Below are 16,760 nucleotides of genomic sequence, written 5' to 3'. Positions count from 1 at the left end.
AGTTTCTTTACTGAATGATATAAGAAGTTATATAAACTTGTTGAACTTCTCCATCATCCATTAACTCATTTATTTTAGTTTTAATTGATGCTTGGAACGTTGATTTTCCTTGTTTTCCTTCTAAATCCTGTGGAGTCATCTCGGAAAGCTCTGCAATAACTATATTTTTTATTTGGAAATCTCGTTTTGTTAATTCTTCTGCCGCTTCAGGACTATCCGTTTGCACTTTCAACGAAATTCGAATGAATTTATTGCCGGTTAGATTTGTCGTAATTTCAGGTATATCTATCGAAGATTCCACAATTTCGTCTATTGTAGGTTCTGCATTTTCATCTTTTTCTTTTAATTGAGACACAATGAGTAATGCAACAACACCTATTAAAGTTATACAAACTAATATAATTAGCATGATGGTTAGGAGCTTATTTCTATTCTGCATGTTCTTCACCTCTTATATGGGGGTTCGATAATATATGTATTTCTTTATAAAATTGAGCAATTTTATAAGCTACTTCTTCCCTAGTATCTAACGTAACGTATTTACTTCCAGTTGTTAGTGTTATCGTCGTATCTGGAAAGGACTCTACTTTTTCTATGTATAGAGCATTTAACGTAAACTCACTGCCGTTTAAACGTGTTAAGTTAATCATGATAAGGGCCGGGCCATAAAGGAACGGCCCAACCCTCCCTTACAAATAAATTTAATAAGTTAACGTTTTAAGTTTACAAGCTCTTCTAAAATCTGGTCAGATGTTGTAATAATACGTGTATTTGCTTGGAATCCACGTTGTGCAACAATCATATCAGTGAATTCTTCAGATAAGTCAACGTTCGACATTTCTAGGAAACCTGAGTTAACCGTACCAATACCCGAAGAAGTAGCAGTTTGGATAATTGGTGCCCCTGAATTCGAGGTATCTTTGAAATAGTTAGCGCCAACTTTATTTAACCCACCTGGATTTGGAAACTTCGCAAGAACAAGTTGGCCAGCCCAACGTAATGTTCCTTCCTTATCAACAAACGTAACTGTACCATCTTGTCCAATGTTCATACTTTGCGCATCGGTAGGTATTTTGATTGGTCTATACTCTCCACCTACAGTAAGAGGTACGTCCGGTAAATAACCGCCACCAGTATCTAAATTACCATTTGCTAGCGGATTTTTCATCACATTTTTAGGTTCTGGATTAATTAAATTAGCGACAGCTGCTTCCGCATTTTTTAAAACTTTAGACGCTGCGTCTGCAGCTTTAGCCGTAGTATCAACATCTGCTGCATCTGTACTTAAAGTAGGATCCTTGTAGTCTTTTATTGCTTTTTCAGCATCGGCAACTGCAGTTTGTAACCCCGTATTAGTAGGGTCTGCTGCAAGGGCTGCTTTTGCTGTCGCAAGATCGACTTCTAATAATCCTAATGCATCAGCAAATGTTTTTGCTGCTAAAGCAGCCGCTTCTGCTGCAGTAGTGTAATCAGTTTCTGCAGTAGCAAGGTCTGCTTGTGCTTGTCCCAGAATTGTAGGATCTACCTTAGTAACGCCACCAACTAAAAACAATCCATCTCCATTTACTAAGTAACCTTGATTATCCATATAGAAGTTACCAGCACGTGTATATAATGGATTAACAAATCCGTCACGATTAGCATTGGTAGAGTCAGCTACCTGGAAAAATCCGTCTCCTGAAATTGCAAGGTCTAACGTATTATTAGTAGTTTGAGTGGACCCACCTGCATGAATTGTGTCAATTGCAGCGATTTGAGAACCAAGTCCGACCTGTTTTGGATTAACTCCTCCACGATTTGCAGTAGCCCCAGATGCTCCAGATGTCGTTTGTGAGATTAAGTCTTTAAAAATGGTACGACCTTTTTTAAATCCATATGTGTTTACATTGGCAATATTGTTACCAATTACGTCTAGTTTTACTTGGAAGTTTTTTAAACCTGAAATTCCTGAGTACATTGAGCGAATCATTATGTGTTCTCCCTTCAAATTAAGTGCTAGCGTCTATCATTCAGCTGCACATAGCATCCTTTGCAGGTCCTGCTATTATTAGTTCAGCACAATTGTGCCATCAATATTTGTAAATAATTGATTTTTCGCTTCCGTGCGATCCATTGCAGTAATCACTGTTGCATTTTTTGCACTGACGATTAATGCTGCTTGATCCATCAATACTAATGAGTCATTCACACCTTTTGAGCGTGCTTCTGCTACTTTTTCACTCACAAGTTGCCATTCTGCATCTGATATGTGAATATTTCTTTCAGCTAAACGCTGATTAGCATGTTTACTTACCTTTAATTCCGTTTTAACAGTTGCTTCATGCAAATGCTGTAAAAACGATTGTTTAGGTGAAGTTACTTGTTTCGTTGTGATCGGTTGACGGATACTAGGTTGCAGCGGGACGCGATTTATATTAATTTTGCCCATCGCTCTTCTCCGTTCTATTTACTAATAGATATAATTTGGTCAGAAGTAATTGTTGCTCCACCTGCTAAATTAAAGACAATCTTCCCATCTTTTGTAGATACTGACTCAACTTGTCCAGTTATGTCTGCTGTACCGTCATTGTAAGTAACAGTTTTTCCAATCATCATACTAGCTTCTACAAGGTTATTCGAATTGGAATTGCTAGACAAAATTTCAGAAATATTACCTGGATTAATGACTTTTCCATCTTCAAGAGTGAATTCTACGCCACCCTTTACAAACTTAACACCAACAATCTTACCTGTTCCTTCAATAATTACTGGTTTACCCTTTTCATCAACCTTATCTGTCAGTTCGTGCCATTTCACACCTTTTCCAACGAAGTTACTATATTGAATCATTTGAGTCTGATCCTGCGCTGCAGCATACTTTTCAAATGCTTGTGTTAAGTTTGTCATCTGCTCTAAAGAGGAGAATTGAGCCATTTGTGCGATAAACTCATTGTCTTTCATTGGGTTTGTTGGGTCCTGATTTTGTAGCTGAGCCATTAAAATTTTCAAAAAATCATCTTTTCCAAGTGTACTATTCCCAGTTTTTCGGCCTGCTTGCTGCTTGTTAGACAGATACATATCTTTACTAATAGGATTCATTCCTGCCACTATTTAAACCTCCATTTCTTTTAAAAAGTCTTCGAAAGTAGCAATATCCTCATGCTCTTCAGTATTCGTTTCCTGCTGTTCTTGTTGTTGCTGTCTAAATGATTCTTGGAATGATTGATTCCGTTGCTGTCTTGTAGGATCTTGTAAAGCTTGTGTAATTTCAAGTTTTTCTACTTGAATATTTTGATTTGCTAAGCCTTGTTTTAATTGATTCGAGTTGGAATCTAATAATTCTTTTCCAAGCGCTGTTGAAGCAAGCATTTTAGTAGTAAGCATTCCATCTTTTTGAACTAATTCAATTCGAATTGTTCCAAGCTGTTCTGGGTAAAGCTTAATGACTAGACGATTTGCTCCGCCTGCTTGACCAAACTGCACACGATTCATCGCTTTTTGAAGTTCCTTCACGAATTCTTCTGATTGAGCAGGTTTTTCAGTTGGCAAAGTTACAGATACTGTTTCTACTTTTGTTTGTATAATAGTAGAAGTTGGACCTTGTGTATTTGTTGTTACTTCTTTTGTCTCTACAACCGTATCAGTATGATTAGTCATTTGCTTAATGATTACTTGTTGAACAACTGGTTTCATACCTTGAATGATTACAGGATTTTGAGTCGTCATTGATCCCGCTTTCGCAACCGATTCTTTCACATCGTCTAATAATTGTTTCAAATCGAATAGGGTAGATTCTTGTTTTAATGTCAAATCTGATTTATTGCCTATGAGTTGCACAACTTTCAGTAATTGTAATGCTCGTTTTGAATCTACAGGAGTGGTAGGTCCTTGGCCATTTAGAGAACTAATGACTGCTTCAACAAGTTGGTTAGCTTGTCCGTTGGTACCTGCTAAAATATCCCAAACATTCGATTCTGTCAGTTCTTCCTGAGAATTAGTTTCTTCCGCTAAAAGCTCATTCAATAACTCTTTCAGTTCTTTTGGATTGACTGTCAATTCATTTACACCCAGTAAAGTTTCTACTTCTTCCATTGATTCAGAATTTAAAATAGAAATTAACTCTTCTATAAGATTTTGTTCTGAACTATTTGGAATTTTCGTAAGTGATTGCTGTACTTGTTGATTGGATAATACTTGGCCGAAAACATTTCCAAACAATTGATTGCTTGCTGGATTTGATTGTTGCTGCCCTTTTGATTGGACCGCAATATTATTCCCCATATTTACAACTGCTGCGATATTCAATATTTCACCTCCTTCCAAGTTTGAAATTCGAAAAATACTCGTTTAAAAGAATCCTATTGTTTCGACATTAGCTCTGTATATTTAGCAGCAGCCTCAGGAGACATTTTTTCAAAAATCTTTGCTACGGTATCAGGTTTTAAACTTGTTAAAATTCGTAATGCTTCCGCATCGCTCATTTTAGTCAGCACAGGTGCTGCCGTTTTAGCAGACATTTTTTCGAAAGTAGAAACAATTTCAGTATATTCTTGCTGAGTACTTGATTGCTCTCTTTGAAGCGCTTCTATTTCGTCTAGCAGTCGTTGTTGCTCAACTAATAATGCTTCATTTGTTTTTGCAGAGTTATCTATTTCTATTTGTAATTTATCAATTTTCGCTTCTTTTTCTTGTATTTCAGCTTGTAGCGAAACAACTTGTTTTTCTAAACGTTCTGTTTTTATTTCTTCTGTTACTACTGGTGGTTTGCCGCTACCAGTAAGTTCTTTCGCTTTTTCAAAAACATTTACATTGTATATTTGTGCACCAATCAATAGGAGAGCTATAGCAAAAAGTAAAGGAATAATAAACAAATATAAAAACATTTTCATTTTTCCTATTCCTTTTGACTCATCTTTAACTATATTAATGCTTTTAATCGGTTTGTTCCGTGTAGCCATGCTTCTACTCACCTAATCTCTTTGTTTTGAAACTTTAAGGAAGATATTTCATCCAATTGAATTGTCTCAAGTCTTTGTTGTTCTTGCTGGAAATGATCAAAGTCTTTTTCTTTCATTTTTTCAAACTTACGAACTTCTAATGTTCTCTCTAGAAGTTTTTCTTCAAACCAGTTCATTTTAGAACGCGCTTGAATTACATCCTTTTGGACAACATCTATTCTTTTCTGTAATCCATCTATATAACTCGTATAGTGATGAATACTATCTACAGATAAACCTTGAGTAAGCATGCTATTATGAAAGTCTGTTGTGTCTTCTTTTTTCTTTAAAAGATCGTATAGCTCAGTAGCAATTCTTTCAAAGGTCATGACAGACTCTTTATAAGCTATTTCTGTCTCTGACTTTTCTTGTTCCCGAACAGTTAAAACATTATCAAATTTATAATGAAAAACGACCATGCTTATACACCACCATCAGATAAAGTCACTAATTCATTCACACTTTCCACAAGTGACACTTTGTCCATATAACCTTGTTTTAAAAAGGAAGTAATCAAAGGCTCATATAGAATCGCTTCGTCAATTTCTTTTGATGTACCACGCTTATATGCTCCAATATTGATCAAGTCCTCGGATTTGTTATATGTGAAATATAAATCTCGTAAACGCTCTGCAGCTTTTATATGTTTTTCTTCCGAAATGTGATTCATTAACCGACTAATACTTTTTAGTACATTTATGGCAGGATACTGTCCTTTATTAGCAAGGGACCGATCCAGTACTATGTGGCCATCTAATATTCCACGAACGGTATCAGCTATCGGTTCATTCATGTCGTCACCATCTACTAAAACGGTGTAAAACGCTGTAATAGAACCGTGCTCATTTGTACCTGTACGTTCAAGTAATTTCGGTAAAATGGAAAATACAGATGGAGTATATCCTCTTGTTGCAGGGGGCTCCCCTACAGCTAGCCCAATTTCCCTTTGAGCCATTGCAACACGGGTAACCGAGTCCATCATTAGCATGACATTCAAACCTTTATCTCGGAAATACTCTGCAATAGCTGTTGCTGTAAAAGCACCTTTTATACGCATTAATGCAGGTTGATCAGAGGTTGCTGCAACTACGATAGATTTTGCTAAGCCTTCTTTACCTAAGTCCCGCTCAATAAATTCCCGCACTTCTCTTCCACGTTCACCAATGAGTGCTATGACATTTAAGTCTGCATTTGTATTTCTAGCAATCATTCCAAGTAATGTACTTTTCCCTACACCAGATCCAGCAAAAATACCTACCCTTTGTCCTTTACCAACTGTTAGCATCCCATCTATTGCTTTAACTCCTACTTCCATTCGCTCATGAATTGGTGGCCTTGTTAGTGGGTTAGGGGGATCTTGTTCTGTACCAACTGTCCTCAACCCTTTAGGTAATACTGTTCCATCAATTGGATTTCCCATGGAATCTAAAACTTTTCCGATTAACTCAGGACCAACTTTTACTTCTAATGGACGATTAGTCCCTTCCACTAAACAACCTGTAGAAATTTCACGTATATTTGTATATGGCATTAATACTACAATTTCTTCTTTGAACCCAACTACTTCAGCAAGAATGACTGAATATCCATTTTTCGAAGAATTAATATGAATTTTACAAACGTCACCTATCGAGCTTTCTGGACCTTGTGATTCTATCATTAATCCAACTACGCGATTCACACGCCCATATTTTTTAAATGTAGACAAGTTCGGGATATGTTGAATTAAATCTACTGCTTTCATCACTTTCACTCCATGCTATCTAGCATATCAACTAGTTTTAGTCGTAATTCTTGTAGTTGTTCATCTATACTAACAACAATTCTTCCGTGGTTTGTTTCTATATAACAGTCTCTTGAGTTCATATCTTCATCCACAAATATCATAAATGGAACATCAACTGGAAAAATAGAAGCAAGTTCGTCACGATTACTTGATACTAAAGCAAAATAAGTTGGTGAAACATACAACTTGATTTCTTTCATCTCTCTTGCCTCTTTGATTCCTCTTTTTACAATGGATAAAAAGAGTTCCTCGTTTTCCTCAAGCTTCGCTCCAATAATTCGCTCTGCTGTACGAATAGCAAGTTCTAAAATAACCTGTTCTTGATGTTTTACATAGTTCGCGGCATTCTCGTGAGCAGTTTGAATTGTTTCATTAGCTAGCGCTAAATCTTGCTGCATATCTGCCTTCGCCTTGTTTCTTCCTTCTTCTTGTCCTAGTGCAAAACCTTCGTCATAAGCAGCTTGTTGAAATACTGATTTTTGTTCTTCCCAAGCGTTTAGTTGATCGGATATAAATTGCTTGCTTTGTTCTATTTCCTTCGCAAGCTCTTCTTTTTGAAAGTCAATTTCTTCGTTTGCCTCACGAACCATTTTGTCTCTTTCTTTCAGAATTACATCTAGAGAAAGATTTTGATCTATTTGCAAGTCTTTTGGCTCATTAAGATTTATAATTTGAATCGGTCGAATCTGTTCACTGTTTTCTTTCATTTGAACGCTTCGGAAAATTCTAGACAATAATGTCATCTCCTCCACCACGTGCGATAATGATTTCACCAGCATCTTCCAGTCTTCTAATGACAGCGACAATATGAGACTGTGCCTCTTCTACATCTCGCAATCGTACTGGCCCCATAATTTCCATTTCTTCTTTAAATGTTTCCGCCATACGCGAAGACATATTACGGAAAATAATATCCTTTACTTCTTCACTAGATACTTTCATAGAAAGAATTAAATCTTCGTTTTCACAATCACGAATAACCCGTTGAATCGAACGATTATCCAACGTAACAATATCCTCGAATACAAACATTCTTTTCTTAATCTCTTCTGCAAGTTCTGGATCTTGTATTTCTAACGCATCTAAGATTGTTTTTTCTGTTGTTCGGTCTACGCCATTCAATACTTCTACCACTGCATCGACTCCGCCAGTTTCTGTGTAGTCTTGCGTAACTGTAGAAGACAATTTCCGCTCAAGTACAGATTCAATTTCACTAATGACTTCCGGCGATGTAGAATCCATTGTTGCAATCCGCTTCGCAATATCCGCTTGCACTTCTTGCGGTAAAGAAGAAAGTATAATACCAGCTTGTTGAGCTTCTAAGTAAGACAAAATAAGTGCAATTGTTTGTGGATGCTCATGCTGAATAAAGTTAAGTAACTGCGATGGTTCAGCTCGTCTTGCAAAATCAAATGGTCTAACTTGCAAGGAAGAAGTCAAGCGATTAATAATCGCTTGAGCATGTTCTGTTCCAAGCGCTTTCTCCAAAACTGTTTTAGCGTACCCAATACCACCTTGGGAAATATAATCTTGTGCAAGTGCTATATTATGAAATTCTTCAATAATATCTTCTTTTATTTCAGGTTCAACCTTTTTAACACCTGAAATTTCTAATGTTAAACGCTCGATTTCTTCTTCATTTAAATGTTTATAAATGGAAGCTGACACTTCTGGTCCAAGAGAAATCAATAAGAGCGCGGCTTTTTGTTTGCCACTTAGATCTTTATCTTTCTTCAATTTAGCCGTCCCTCCATTAATCCTCTGCTATCCAAGTACGTAACAATTTAGCGAAATCTTCTGGCTTATCTTTCGCCATTTTTTCTAGTTGTTTGCGTCTTAAGCTAGCTTCTGTCTCTTTTTCATTATTAATATCATCCACTTTTAGTTCTTCTTTTTGCTCCTCTAGAATCACAAGTTCTTCCTCTTGGTTTCTTCTAGATCTAATCATAAAGATTACTAATAGAATTATTGCAGCAAGTAGAATACCTACGACTACATATATCCACCATGGTATTGTAGAATTTTGCGCAACAATTGTTTGAGCTTTACCGTTGAACGGTTGGACAGATACAACAATTTTTTCTTGCAACTGTTGTTCGGTAAGTTCACCAACTGCATCTTTGTCGATGGAAGTTCGAATAATCGTTGAAAGTATTTGTTCGATATCTCCTTGAACCCCAGCTGGCATAGAAGTAATATCATCAGGTGTTGGAGGTTCTACCATTACCTGAATTCCAATATCTCTTATTTTATATGGACTTTCTACGATTTCTTTTCGAATTCGATTTACTTCATTATTAATCGTATCTTCGATTCTTTCATAATCACCATTTGCTGTCGATCCTTCTACATAATTTGTAAAATTATCCGTAGCATCTTCTCCTTGTGGAGTTCCACCAGCAATTGGGTTATTACCTGTAAATGTTTCGGAAATACGTTGAGCACTTATTTGGATGCCTGCCATATTTTCTACATCTACTGGCTCTACTAAATTTTCTTCTCGTTTTTCTTGTTGAAAATCAATATCTGTTGTTACAGAAACTACTACTTTATCTTGCCCCATTAAAGTACTTAACATCGTTTGTACTTGTCTTTGTAAGTCACGTTCGATATTCTTTTTTATCGACATTTGATCGGTAACATTTGCTCCATTTGAATTAGAAGATGCTGTTTGAATATCAAAGTATTCGAAGTATTGATTTGTTATAACAATATCTTCAGTCGATAAATTAGGTACTGATTTTGAAACTAAATTATATAATGTCTGTATTTCTGTATCAGTAAATTGATAACCTGGTTCGGTATTTAACACAATAGAGGCACTCGCCTTTTGATTGCTTTGTGATAAAAATACCCCTTCTTCTGGTAACGAAATCATTACTTTTGCATCTTTTACACCTTTAATACCCTTCATTAGATTAGCAATCTCTGTTTGAGTAGATGCTAATTTTAAAACATTAAATTCATTATCTGTCATACCAAACCCAGCATTTTGTGAGAAAAAACTATAATCGATCATGCCTGATTGTGGGTATCCTTCCGCTGCAAGTTGCACTAACAATGAATCAACCTGATTAGAAGGGACTAGTATAGACGTTCCTCCAGGAGCTATTTTGTTTTGAACACCTTGTGCATCTAATGTTTCCTTTATTCGACCTATCTCTGAAGGAGCAACATCCGAGTATAAAGGAACAAACTCAGTCTTTGTCGAAAAAAATGTTATAATTGCAGCTATCAAAATGACAGCAATTCCACTACCAATAATTGTTCCTTTTTGTGCTTTTGACCTACTTGTCCAAAATGCTGAAACATCACTTGTGATTTTTTTTATACGTTCATTCATTTGTATCCTCCGGCTATGGTGAATATTTTGGCTCGATATTTAGCGATAACCGAGGGTTTATACTGGCATACGCATTATTTCTTGATACGCTTCAATTACTTTATTTCTAATTTCTAATGTTGCATTTAAAGTAATACTAGCTTTTTGAGAAGCAATCATTACATCATGCAATTCTACATCCTCACCGCGAATTAACTTCTCCGTCATTACATCTGAAGCTTTTTGATCTTCGTTAACGGATTCAATTGCACTTTTCAAAAAATCTCCAAAGTTTTGTTGAGCTTCGAAAGATGTCATTTTTTTAGGAGCAGTAGTGACATTTACTTGTGCAGGATTAAATAACGAAATAGATTCAATTGCCATTATTAGTTGGACCTTCCTTCATATCTATTTACCTATCTCTAAAGCTTTTGATAGCATTGATTTATTTGCATTGAACACTGTTACATTTGCTTCATAAGAGCGTGTAGCAGATATTAAATCTACCATTTCTCTTAGTGGATCTACATTTGGCATTGCCACATATCCTTCTGCGTTCGCATCTATATGTGTAGGATCATAAACTAGTTTAAATGGAGTTTCTGTATCCTCTTTGATTCGTGTAACTTTTACACCGTTACCAGTAGCCTTATTATTGTGTGTACCCATTGCTGAGTTTAAAAAACTGGAGAATTTACCTTCTAAGGGCTGTAGCGTTACTGTTTTTCTTCTATATGCTTGCCACTCACCATCGACAAGTTTCGCACGAGTAGTATCTACATTGGCCATATTAGAAGAGATAACGTCCATACGAAGTCGTTGAGCAGTTAATGCAGATGCCGTAGTGTTCATCCCGGTAAAAATCGACATATTAGCTACCTCCTCTAATTACTGTTTGTAATGTATTTAACTTACCACTTACTCGATCAACTAATGCATTGTAGTAAATTTGGTTCGTAGCAAGGTTAGCTTGCTCTTTGTCCATGTCTACCCCGTTCCCATTATGACTGTACCTGAAATTCGCATAATTAAAAACTCCCGGAGAATTTCCACGCATTTGAAAATTAAAATGCTTTTCTTCCGTACGGTTTGCAGAGATCCCATTTCGTTTTACTTCTGAAAAGATTTCTTCAAAACTAACACTTTTAGCTTTATAATTCGGCGTGTCGACATTTGCTATATTTTGCGCAATCGCTTTGTGCTTCGTCGCAGAAAAAGCCAATCCTCGTTCTAAATTCGATATTGTTCCACCAAAAATCCCCAAAAATTACACCCTCTTTTTGTTTCTTAGCGACATATTTTTAATAATTATCTGTGAATATCATAATAATTTAATTGTAATGAAAATGTAACATAGTGTCTATTCTCTTTTTCCATAATTAATAGTACATTTTTCCTTTTTTTTCGATATTTTTCGGTATCATGTGTCGAAAATGTAGATTAAGTGATTCTTACAACCTATTCAGATGATTTTTTCTAATAAATGGAGGTTAATATAATTAAGGGAAGTTAATGAAATTATAAACATCAAAAAAAACCTCCTACGGTAAGTAGGAGGTTTTTGACTGTTTCTTCAATTATTTCATTTTTAAGTGCGCTAATTCAGGTAGGAATTTATCATTTAATACTTTAATATATGTTCCTTTCATCCCTAACGAACGTGACTCAATAACTCCAGCACTTTCTAATTTACGTAGTGCATTTACGATTACAGAGCGAGTAATACCAACTCGGTCAGCAATTTTCGATGCAACAAGTAAACCTTCGTGCCCATCTAATTCTTCAAAAATATGCTCGATAGCTTCTAATTCACTGTATGAAAGAGAATTGATAGCCATTTGTACTACCGCTTTACTTCTTGCCTCTTCTTCAATCTCTTCTGATTTTTCGCGTAAAATTTCCATCCCTACTACAGTTGCACCATATTCACCAAGGATTAAATCATCATCATGAAACTCCTGCTTAAAACGTCCTAGTACTAATGTTCCTAGACGCTCACCACCACCAATGATTGGTACAATAGTCGTAAGACCATCTTTAAATAATTCGCGATTATCCTCTGGGAATACAGAATGTTGACTATACACATCTAGGTTGGAAGAAGTTTCACTCACACTAAATAAGTTTTTTGTATATTCTTCTGGAAATTGACGCTCTTCCATCATTTTAATAATACGATCGTTTTCGATTTTCTGATGAACTTCAAATCCAAGTAACTTCCCTTTTCTACTTACGATAAACGCATTACACTCGATAACATCACTTAGTGTTGTTGCCATTTCTTTAAAATTAACCGGTTTTCCAGCTGATGCTTGTAACATTGAGTTAATCTTTCTTGTTTTGTCTAATAAATTCATGAGTAGATCCTCCAATAATTTTCATATTTATTTTAATATTCTAAAGGTTTTCAATTGTTTTGGGAACCGATAAAATTCTATTTTACAGTATAAATTGCGATAAATCTTTATTTTTCACAATATTGTCAAGTTTTTGGTCGATATATGCTGGTGTTATTTGGATATGTGCTGGAGAAATGTCGGATGCTTCATACGAAAGCTCTTCTAAAATCTTCTCCAATATTGTATGAAGTCGTCTTGCACCAATATTATCGGTCTCTTGATTCACTTCATAAGCTATTTCGCCGATTCTCTCTATAGAATCATCCGAAAACGAAATAGTTATACCTTCCGTTCGAAGCAATGCTTCATATTGTTTCGTTAAAGAATGCTGAGGTTCTTTTAAAATCCGTACGAAGTCTTCTTTTGTGAGCTTCTCTAACTCAACACGAATCGGAAATCTCCCTTGCAGCTCTGGGATTAAATCAGATGGTTTAGACATATGAAATGCTCCTGCTGCTATGAATAGGATATAATCCGTTTTAACGGCCCCATATTTCGTACTAACGGTAGAGCCCTCGACTATTGGTAAAATGTCTCGCTGAACACCTTCTCTCGAAACATCGGCAGAAGAACCACTTCCACTTCTACTCGCTATTTTATCCATTTCATCAATAAAAATAATACCTGACTGTTCTGTTTTTTCGATTGCAATTTGAGATAACTCATCGTTATCCATTAATTTGCTCGCTTCTTCATGCATTAATACTTTACGAGCATCTTTTACTTTCATTTTTCTTTTCTTTTTTTTCTTTGGCATTAGACTAGAAAGGGCATCTTGCATATTCATCCCCATACTTTCCATACCGCCGCCTTGTAAAGCGTCAAATAGGGATGGAGCTTGTTCTGTAACTTCTACTGTGACGATTTCATTTTCTAACTTACCATCTCTTAAATCTTCTGCTATTTGAGAGCGTTTTAAACGAACTTCTGTATCATCTTTATCCGAAGTTTCTTCTTCTACTTTACCTCCAAATAATGCTTCAAATGGATTTTGGTTAGCATTCTTCTTCTTTAAGGAAGGGACTAGTAGCTTTACAATAGCATCATCTGCTAATCGGATTGCCTGATCCTTCACTTCTTCCATTTTCTCTTCTTTCACAATTCGAATCGCTGCTTCGACTAAATCTCTCACCATCGATTCAACATCTCTACCTACATACCCAACTTCCGTAAATTTAGTTGCTTCCACTTTTACAAAAGGTGCTTTAGTTAGCTTTGCAATTCTTCTTGCTATTTCTGTTTTCCCTACTCCAGTAGGACCTATCATTAAAATGTTTTTAGGAATTATCTCATTTTTTATATCTTCGTCTAGTAATTGTCTTCTATATCTATTACGAAGAGCAACAGCGACTGCTTTTTTTGCAGCTTCCTGCCCAACAATATACTTGTTTAAATGCTCTGTTATTTGCTTTGGTGTTAAGTTATTTTCTTTCATTCACCTAAAACCTCCACGATTATTTGATGATTCGTAAATACACAAATATCTGCAGCAGTAGTTAAAGAAGCGACTGCTATTTCTTTCGCAGTCATTTTTTCACCTGCGTATTGTTTCAGGGCTCTTCCTGCTGCTAGAGCATAATTGCCGCCGGAGCCAATCGCAAGTATGCCATCATCTGGTTCTATTACTTCCCCAGTACCCGAAACAAGCAATAAATTACTTTTGTCCATCACTAAAAGCATGGCTTCTAATTGACGCAGCATTTTATCTCCACGCCATTGTTTTGCTAATTCCACTGCTGCTCGTTGTAAATTACCGTTGTATTCTAATAGCTTGCCTTCAAACATTTCAAACAATGTAAAAGCATCTGCTACAGAACCAGCAAAACCAGCAACAACCTGACCATTAAATAGCCTTCTTACTTTTTTGGCAGTATGCTTCATTACTACTTGATTACCTAGCGTAACTTGACCATCTCCCGCCATTGCATAGCTTCCCTTATGGCTTACTGCAAAGATTGTTGTTGCATGAATTCCAGCCATATTTCTATACCTCCCATACTTATGCCCTTGGATGAGCATTCATATACGTTTTTCTTAAATGTTCCTTTGTGACATGCGTATAAACTTGAGTAGAAGTTAGATGAGAATGTCCTAATAATTCTTGCACACTTCTTAAATCTGCTCCGTTATTTAATAAATGCGTAGCGAAAGTATGTCTTAGCATATGTGGATAAATGGTAGAATGAAGAGATGCTTTCTTCATCATTTCATTCAGAATATGTGCAACCCCACCCGCAGTTAAATGCGCACCTCTACTATTCACAAATAGAAATGGATGAGAAGTAGATTTCATTAATTTAGATCTACTATTTGCAATATATTCCTCAATGGCAGAAAGCGCATAATCTCCCACAGGTACATATCGTTCTTTTCTTCCTTTCCCCATTACACGGACAATCCCATAACTCATATCTATATGACTCAATTCGATGGAAATAAGTTCGCTTACGCGTATTCCAGTTGCATATAATAATTCAAGTAATGCTATATTTCGAATAGATAGCGGGTCTTTTCCTCTATTCCCTTCAAACAATTTTTCCATCTCTTCTTCGTAAAAAAAATGAGGTAATTTACCTTCTTTTTTAGGATGATATAAAGATCTAAATGCTTCTTCACTAATATTGTATTCTTTATGCAAAAATTTATAAAAAGAACGAATAGAAGAAATCTTTCGAGATATGGAAGTTCTCGCTAATTTAGTTTCATAGAGCTTTGTCGCAAATAATCTTGCATGCACATATTCCACGTCATTTAAATGACCAACACCTTCTGTTTCCAAAAAGTTTAAAAACTGTTCAATATCTTTTTTATATTCACGTACAGTTAGAATAGAGTAATTTTTCTCCAATTGAATATAATCAATAAATGAATGTAGTTCATTTATTCCAATCATCTAAACAACTCCGATTCTTTTCCATAGTAAAAGCCTCTAAAAGTATACAACCTTTAGAGGCTTAAAGCAATTAAATCGATGTATTTTTCATAAAATTTTGAATTGTTGTTAATGCTCGATTAGCTAACTGCTCTGTTCTTACTTTTTTGTCTCTAACTTTCGGTTGTAACTCTGGGAACAAACCAAAGTTAATATTCATAGGTTGGAAGCTTTTAGGATTAGCTTCAGTAATATATCTAGCCATACTTCCAAGCGCTGTTTCGCTAGGGAAAATTACTAACTCTTCCCCTTTTGCAAGCTTAGCAGCATTAATACCGGCTAGTAGTCCACTTCCTGCAGATTCAACATATCCTTCTACACCAGTCATTTGACCTGCGAAGAAAATTTGCTGATTTGCCTTTAGTTGATACGTCGGTTGCAATACCGATGGGGAATTAATAAACGTATTACGATGCATAACACCATAACGAACGATTTCGACATTTTCTAATCCTGGAATTAGACGAAGCACTTCTTTTTGTGGTCCCCATTTAAGATGCGTTTGGAATCCAACAATATTGTAGAGTGTACCAGCAGCATCATCTTGTCTTAATTGAACTACTGCATATGGACGTTTTCCTGTCTTTGGATCTTCTAGGCCGACTGGCTTCATCGGTCCAAACAGTAACGTTTTACGACCTCTCTCAGCCATTACTTCTACTGGCATACAACCTTCAAAGTATACCTCTTTTTCAAATTCTTTTAAAGGTACTACTTCTGCTGCTACTAGTGCATCGTAAAAACGATTAAACTCTTCTTCTGTCATTGGACAATTTAAATACGCAGCTTCCCCTTTATCATAACGCGATTTCAAATACACTTTTTCCATATCAATGCTATCTTTTTCCACGATTGGAGCTGCCGCATCGTAGAAGTATAAATAATCGTAACCTGTTATTTCTCTAACCTTTTCTGCTAGAGCAGGTGAAGTTAATGGTCCAGTAGCAATAACTGTAATACCGCTAGGAATTTCAGTTACTTCTTCATTCACAATTTCGATCAAAGGATGATTTCGAATTGCATCCGTTACTCTCCCTGCAAAATCGTGTCTGTCTACAGCTAATGCACCACCAGCGGGTACGCTACTATTATCAGCAGATTGAATAATTAGAGAATCTAACATTCGCATTTCTTCTTTAATAACGCCTACAGCATTCGTTAAATTATTTGCACGTAGTGAATTAGAGCATACTAACTCTGCAAATTTATCCGTATGATGGGCTGGTGTTTGTTTAACAGGACGCATTTCATAAAGTCGAACCTTTATACCTCTCTTTGCAATTTGCCAAGCAGCCTCGCTACCTGCAAGTCCTGCACCAATTACGTTCACTAGTTCAGTCATGTT

20 protein-coding genes are annotated in these 16,760 nt (G+C 36.0%); all 20 read right to left on the bottom strand.

The window, feature by feature from the left end:
* Nucleotides 1-7 precede the first annotated feature (7 nt).
* On the bottom strand, nt 8-439 hold the full coding sequence (fliL, locus tag FG384_RS04860; RefSeq protein WP_142641460.1) for a flagellar basal body-associated protein FliL: 432 nt from the start codon (nt 437-439) through the stop codon (nt 8-10).
* Complete coding sequence (locus tag FG384_RS04855; protein WP_142641459.1) at nt 429-650, bottom strand: flagellar FlbD family protein; 222 nt, start codon at nt 648-650, stop codon at nt 429-431. The genes fliL and FG384_RS04855 overlap by 11 nt, the downstream gene beginning before the upstream one ends.
* 59 nt (nt 651-709) lie before the next feature.
* Nucleotides 710-1,969 (bottom strand): flagellar hook-basal body complex protein, encoded by a 1,260-nt coding sequence (locus FG384_RS04850; RefSeq protein WP_142641458.1) that lies wholly within the window; start codon nt 1,967-1,969, stop codon nt 710-712.
* A gap of 78 nt (nt 1,970-2,047) precedes the next feature.
* Nucleotides 2,048-2,428, bottom strand: a complete 381-nt coding sequence (locus FG384_RS04845; protein ID WP_142641457.1) for a TIGR02530 family flagellar biosynthesis protein — start codon at nt 2,426-2,428, stop codon at nt 2,048-2,050.
* A 14-nt stretch (nt 2,429-2,442) separates the two neighbouring features.
* On the bottom strand, nt 2,443-3,078 hold the full coding sequence (flgD, locus tag FG384_RS04840; RefSeq protein WP_142641625.1) for a flagellar hook assembly protein FlgD: 636 nt from the start codon (nt 3,076-3,078) through the stop codon (nt 2,443-2,445).
* 12 nt (nt 3,079-3,090) lie between these two features.
* A complete protein-coding gene (locus FG384_RS04835; RefSeq protein ID WP_142641456.1) occupies nt 3,091-4,284 on the bottom strand; it encodes a flagellar hook-length control protein FliK in 1,194 nt (397 codons plus the stop codon).
* Nucleotides 4,285-4,337: 53 nt separating this feature from the next.
* Complete coding sequence (locus FG384_RS04830) at nt 4,338-4,937, bottom strand: MotE family protein (RefSeq protein WP_142641455.1); 600 nt, start codon at nt 4,935-4,937, stop codon at nt 4,338-4,340.
* Between the two features lie 8 nt (nt 4,938-4,945).
* Nucleotides 4,946-5,395, bottom strand: coding sequence for a flagellar export protein FliJ (fliJ, locus tag FG384_RS04825; RefSeq protein ID WP_142641454.1), 450 nt, complete (start codon nt 5,393-5,395; stop codon nt 4,946-4,948).
* Between the two features lie 2 nt (nt 5,396-5,397).
* Nucleotides 5,398-6,720: a flagellar protein export ATPase FliI gene (gene fliI / locus FG384_RS04820; RefSeq protein WP_142641453.1), complete on the bottom strand. Its 1,323-nt coding sequence runs from the start codon at nt 6,718-6,720 to the stop codon at nt 5,398-5,400.
* A 5-nt stretch (nt 6,721-6,725) separates the two neighbouring features.
* A complete protein-coding gene (gene fliH / locus FG384_RS04815; RefSeq protein ID WP_205961744.1) occupies nt 6,726-7,505 on the bottom strand; it encodes a flagellar assembly protein FliH in 780 nt (259 codons plus the stop codon).
* Complete coding sequence (gene fliG / locus FG384_RS04810) at nt 7,489-8,499, bottom strand: flagellar motor switch protein FliG (RefSeq protein WP_142641451.1); 1,011 nt, start codon at nt 8,497-8,499, stop codon at nt 7,489-7,491. The genes fliH and fliG overlap by 17 nt, the downstream gene beginning before the upstream one ends.
* A gap of 16 nt (nt 8,500-8,515) precedes the next feature.
* Entirely contained in the window at nt 8,516-10,105 is a 1,590-nt protein-coding gene (fliF, locus tag FG384_RS04805) for a flagellar basal-body MS-ring/collar protein FliF (RefSeq protein WP_142641450.1), read from the bottom strand.
* Between the two features lie 57 nt (nt 10,106-10,162).
* On the bottom strand, nt 10,163-10,468 hold the full coding sequence (gene fliE, locus FG384_RS04800) for a flagellar hook-basal body complex protein FliE (RefSeq protein WP_142641449.1): 306 nt from the start codon (nt 10,466-10,468) through the stop codon (nt 10,163-10,165).
* 24 nt (nt 10,469-10,492) lie between these two features.
* Entirely contained in the window at nt 10,493-10,954 is a 462-nt protein-coding gene (flgC, locus tag FG384_RS04795) for a flagellar basal body rod protein FlgC (protein WP_142641448.1), read from the bottom strand.
* Nucleotide 10,955: 1 nt separating this feature from the next.
* Entirely contained in the window at nt 10,956-11,348 is a 393-nt protein-coding gene (flgB, locus tag FG384_RS04790; protein WP_142641447.1) for a flagellar basal body rod protein FlgB, read from the bottom strand.
* A 313-nt stretch (nt 11,349-11,661) separates the two neighbouring features.
* A complete protein-coding gene (gene codY, locus FG384_RS04785) occupies nt 11,662-12,441 on the bottom strand; it encodes a GTP-sensing pleiotropic transcriptional regulator CodY (RefSeq protein WP_142641446.1) in 780 nt (259 codons plus the stop codon).
* Nucleotides 12,442-12,523: 82 nt separating this feature from the next.
* Nucleotides 12,524-13,918: an ATP-dependent protease ATPase subunit HslU gene (gene hslU / locus FG384_RS04780; RefSeq protein ID WP_142641445.1), complete on the bottom strand. Its 1,395-nt coding sequence runs from the start codon at nt 13,916-13,918 to the stop codon at nt 12,524-12,526.
* Nucleotides 13,915-14,463, bottom strand: a complete 549-nt coding sequence (hslV, locus tag FG384_RS04775) for an ATP-dependent protease subunit HslV (RefSeq protein ID WP_142641444.1) — start codon at nt 14,461-14,463, stop codon at nt 13,915-13,917. Before hslV ends, hslU begins: the two co-directional genes overlap by 4 nt.
* 19 nt (nt 14,464-14,482) lie before the next feature.
* Nucleotides 14,483-15,376, bottom strand: coding sequence for a tyrosine recombinase XerC (xerC, locus tag FG384_RS04770; RefSeq protein ID WP_142641443.1), 894 nt, complete (start codon nt 15,374-15,376; stop codon nt 14,483-14,485).
* Nucleotides 15,377-15,446: 70 nt separating this feature from the next.
* Entirely contained in the window at nt 15,447-16,757 is a 1,311-nt protein-coding gene (gene trmFO, locus FG384_RS04765; protein WP_142641442.1) for an FADH(2)-oxidizing methylenetetrahydrofolate--tRNA-(uracil(54)-C(5))-methyltransferase TrmFO, read from the bottom strand.
* Nucleotides 16,758-16,760 lie beyond the last annotated feature (3 nt).

This window comes from Psychrobacillus vulpis (assembly GCF_006861825.1).
Classification (GTDB): domain Bacteria; phylum Bacillota; class Bacilli; order Bacillales_A; family Planococcaceae; genus Psychrobacillus; species Psychrobacillus vulpis.
The sequence above is the reverse complement of the archived record's forward strand: the minus strand, read 5'-3'. Positions and strand labels throughout refer to the sequence as shown.

Coding starts and splice junctions, on each gene's coding strand:
- fliL (WP_142641460.1), bottom strand. CDS start 439: ATGCAGAATAGAAATAAGCTCCTAACCATCATGCTAATTATATTAGTT.
- FG384_RS04855 (WP_142641459.1), bottom strand. CDS start 650: ATGATTAACTTAACACGTTTAAACGGCAGTGAGTTTACGTTAAATGCT.
- FG384_RS04850 (WP_142641458.1), bottom strand. CDS start 1,969: ATGATTCGCTCAATGTACTCAGGAATTTCAGGTTTAAAAAACTTCCAA.
- FG384_RS04845 (WP_142641457.1), bottom strand. CDS start 2,428: ATGGGCAAAATTAATATAAATCGCGTCCCGCTGCAACCTAGTATCCGT.
- flgD (WP_142641625.1), bottom strand. CDS start 3,078: ATGAATCCTATTAGTAAAGATATGTATCTGTCTAACAAGCAGCAAGCA.
- FG384_RS04830 (WP_142641455.1), bottom strand. CDS start 4,937: ATGGCTACACGGAACAAACCGATTAAAAGCATTAATATAGTTAAAGAT.
- fliJ (WP_142641454.1), bottom strand. CDS start 5,395: ATGGTCGTTTTTCATTATAAATTTGATAATGTTTTAACTGTTCGGGAA.
- fliI (WP_142641453.1), bottom strand. CDS start 6,720: ATGAAAGCAGTAGATTTAATTCAACATATCCCGAACTTGTCTACATTT.
- fliH (WP_205961744.1), bottom strand. CDS start 7,505: ATGACATTATTGTCTAGAATTTTCCGAAGCGTTCAAATGAAAGAAAAC.
- fliF (WP_142641450.1), bottom strand. CDS start 10,105: ATGAATGAACGTATAAAAAAAATCACAAGTGATGTTTCAGCATTTTGG.
- fliE (WP_142641449.1), bottom strand. CDS start 10,468: ATGGCAATTGAATCTATTTCGTTATTTAATCCTGCACAAGTAAATGTC.
- flgC (WP_142641448.1), bottom strand. CDS start 10,954: ATGTCGATTTTTACCGGGATGAACACTACGGCATCTGCATTAACTGCT.
- codY (WP_142641446.1), bottom strand. CDS start 12,441: ATGAATTTATTAGACAAAACAAGAAAGATTAACTCAATGTTACAAGCA.
- hslU (WP_142641445.1), bottom strand. CDS start 13,918: ATGAAAGAAAATAACTTAACACCAAAGCAAATAACAGAGCATTTAAAC.
- hslV (WP_142641444.1), bottom strand. CDS start 14,463: ATGGCTGGAATTCATGCAACAACAATCTTTGCAGTAAGCCATAAGGGA.
- xerC (WP_142641443.1), bottom strand. CDS start 15,376: ATGATTGGAATAAATGAACTACATTCATTTATTGATTATATTCAATTG.
- trmFO (WP_142641442.1), bottom strand. CDS start 16,757: ATGACTGAACTAGTGAACGTAATTGGTGCAGGACTTGCAGGTAGCGAG.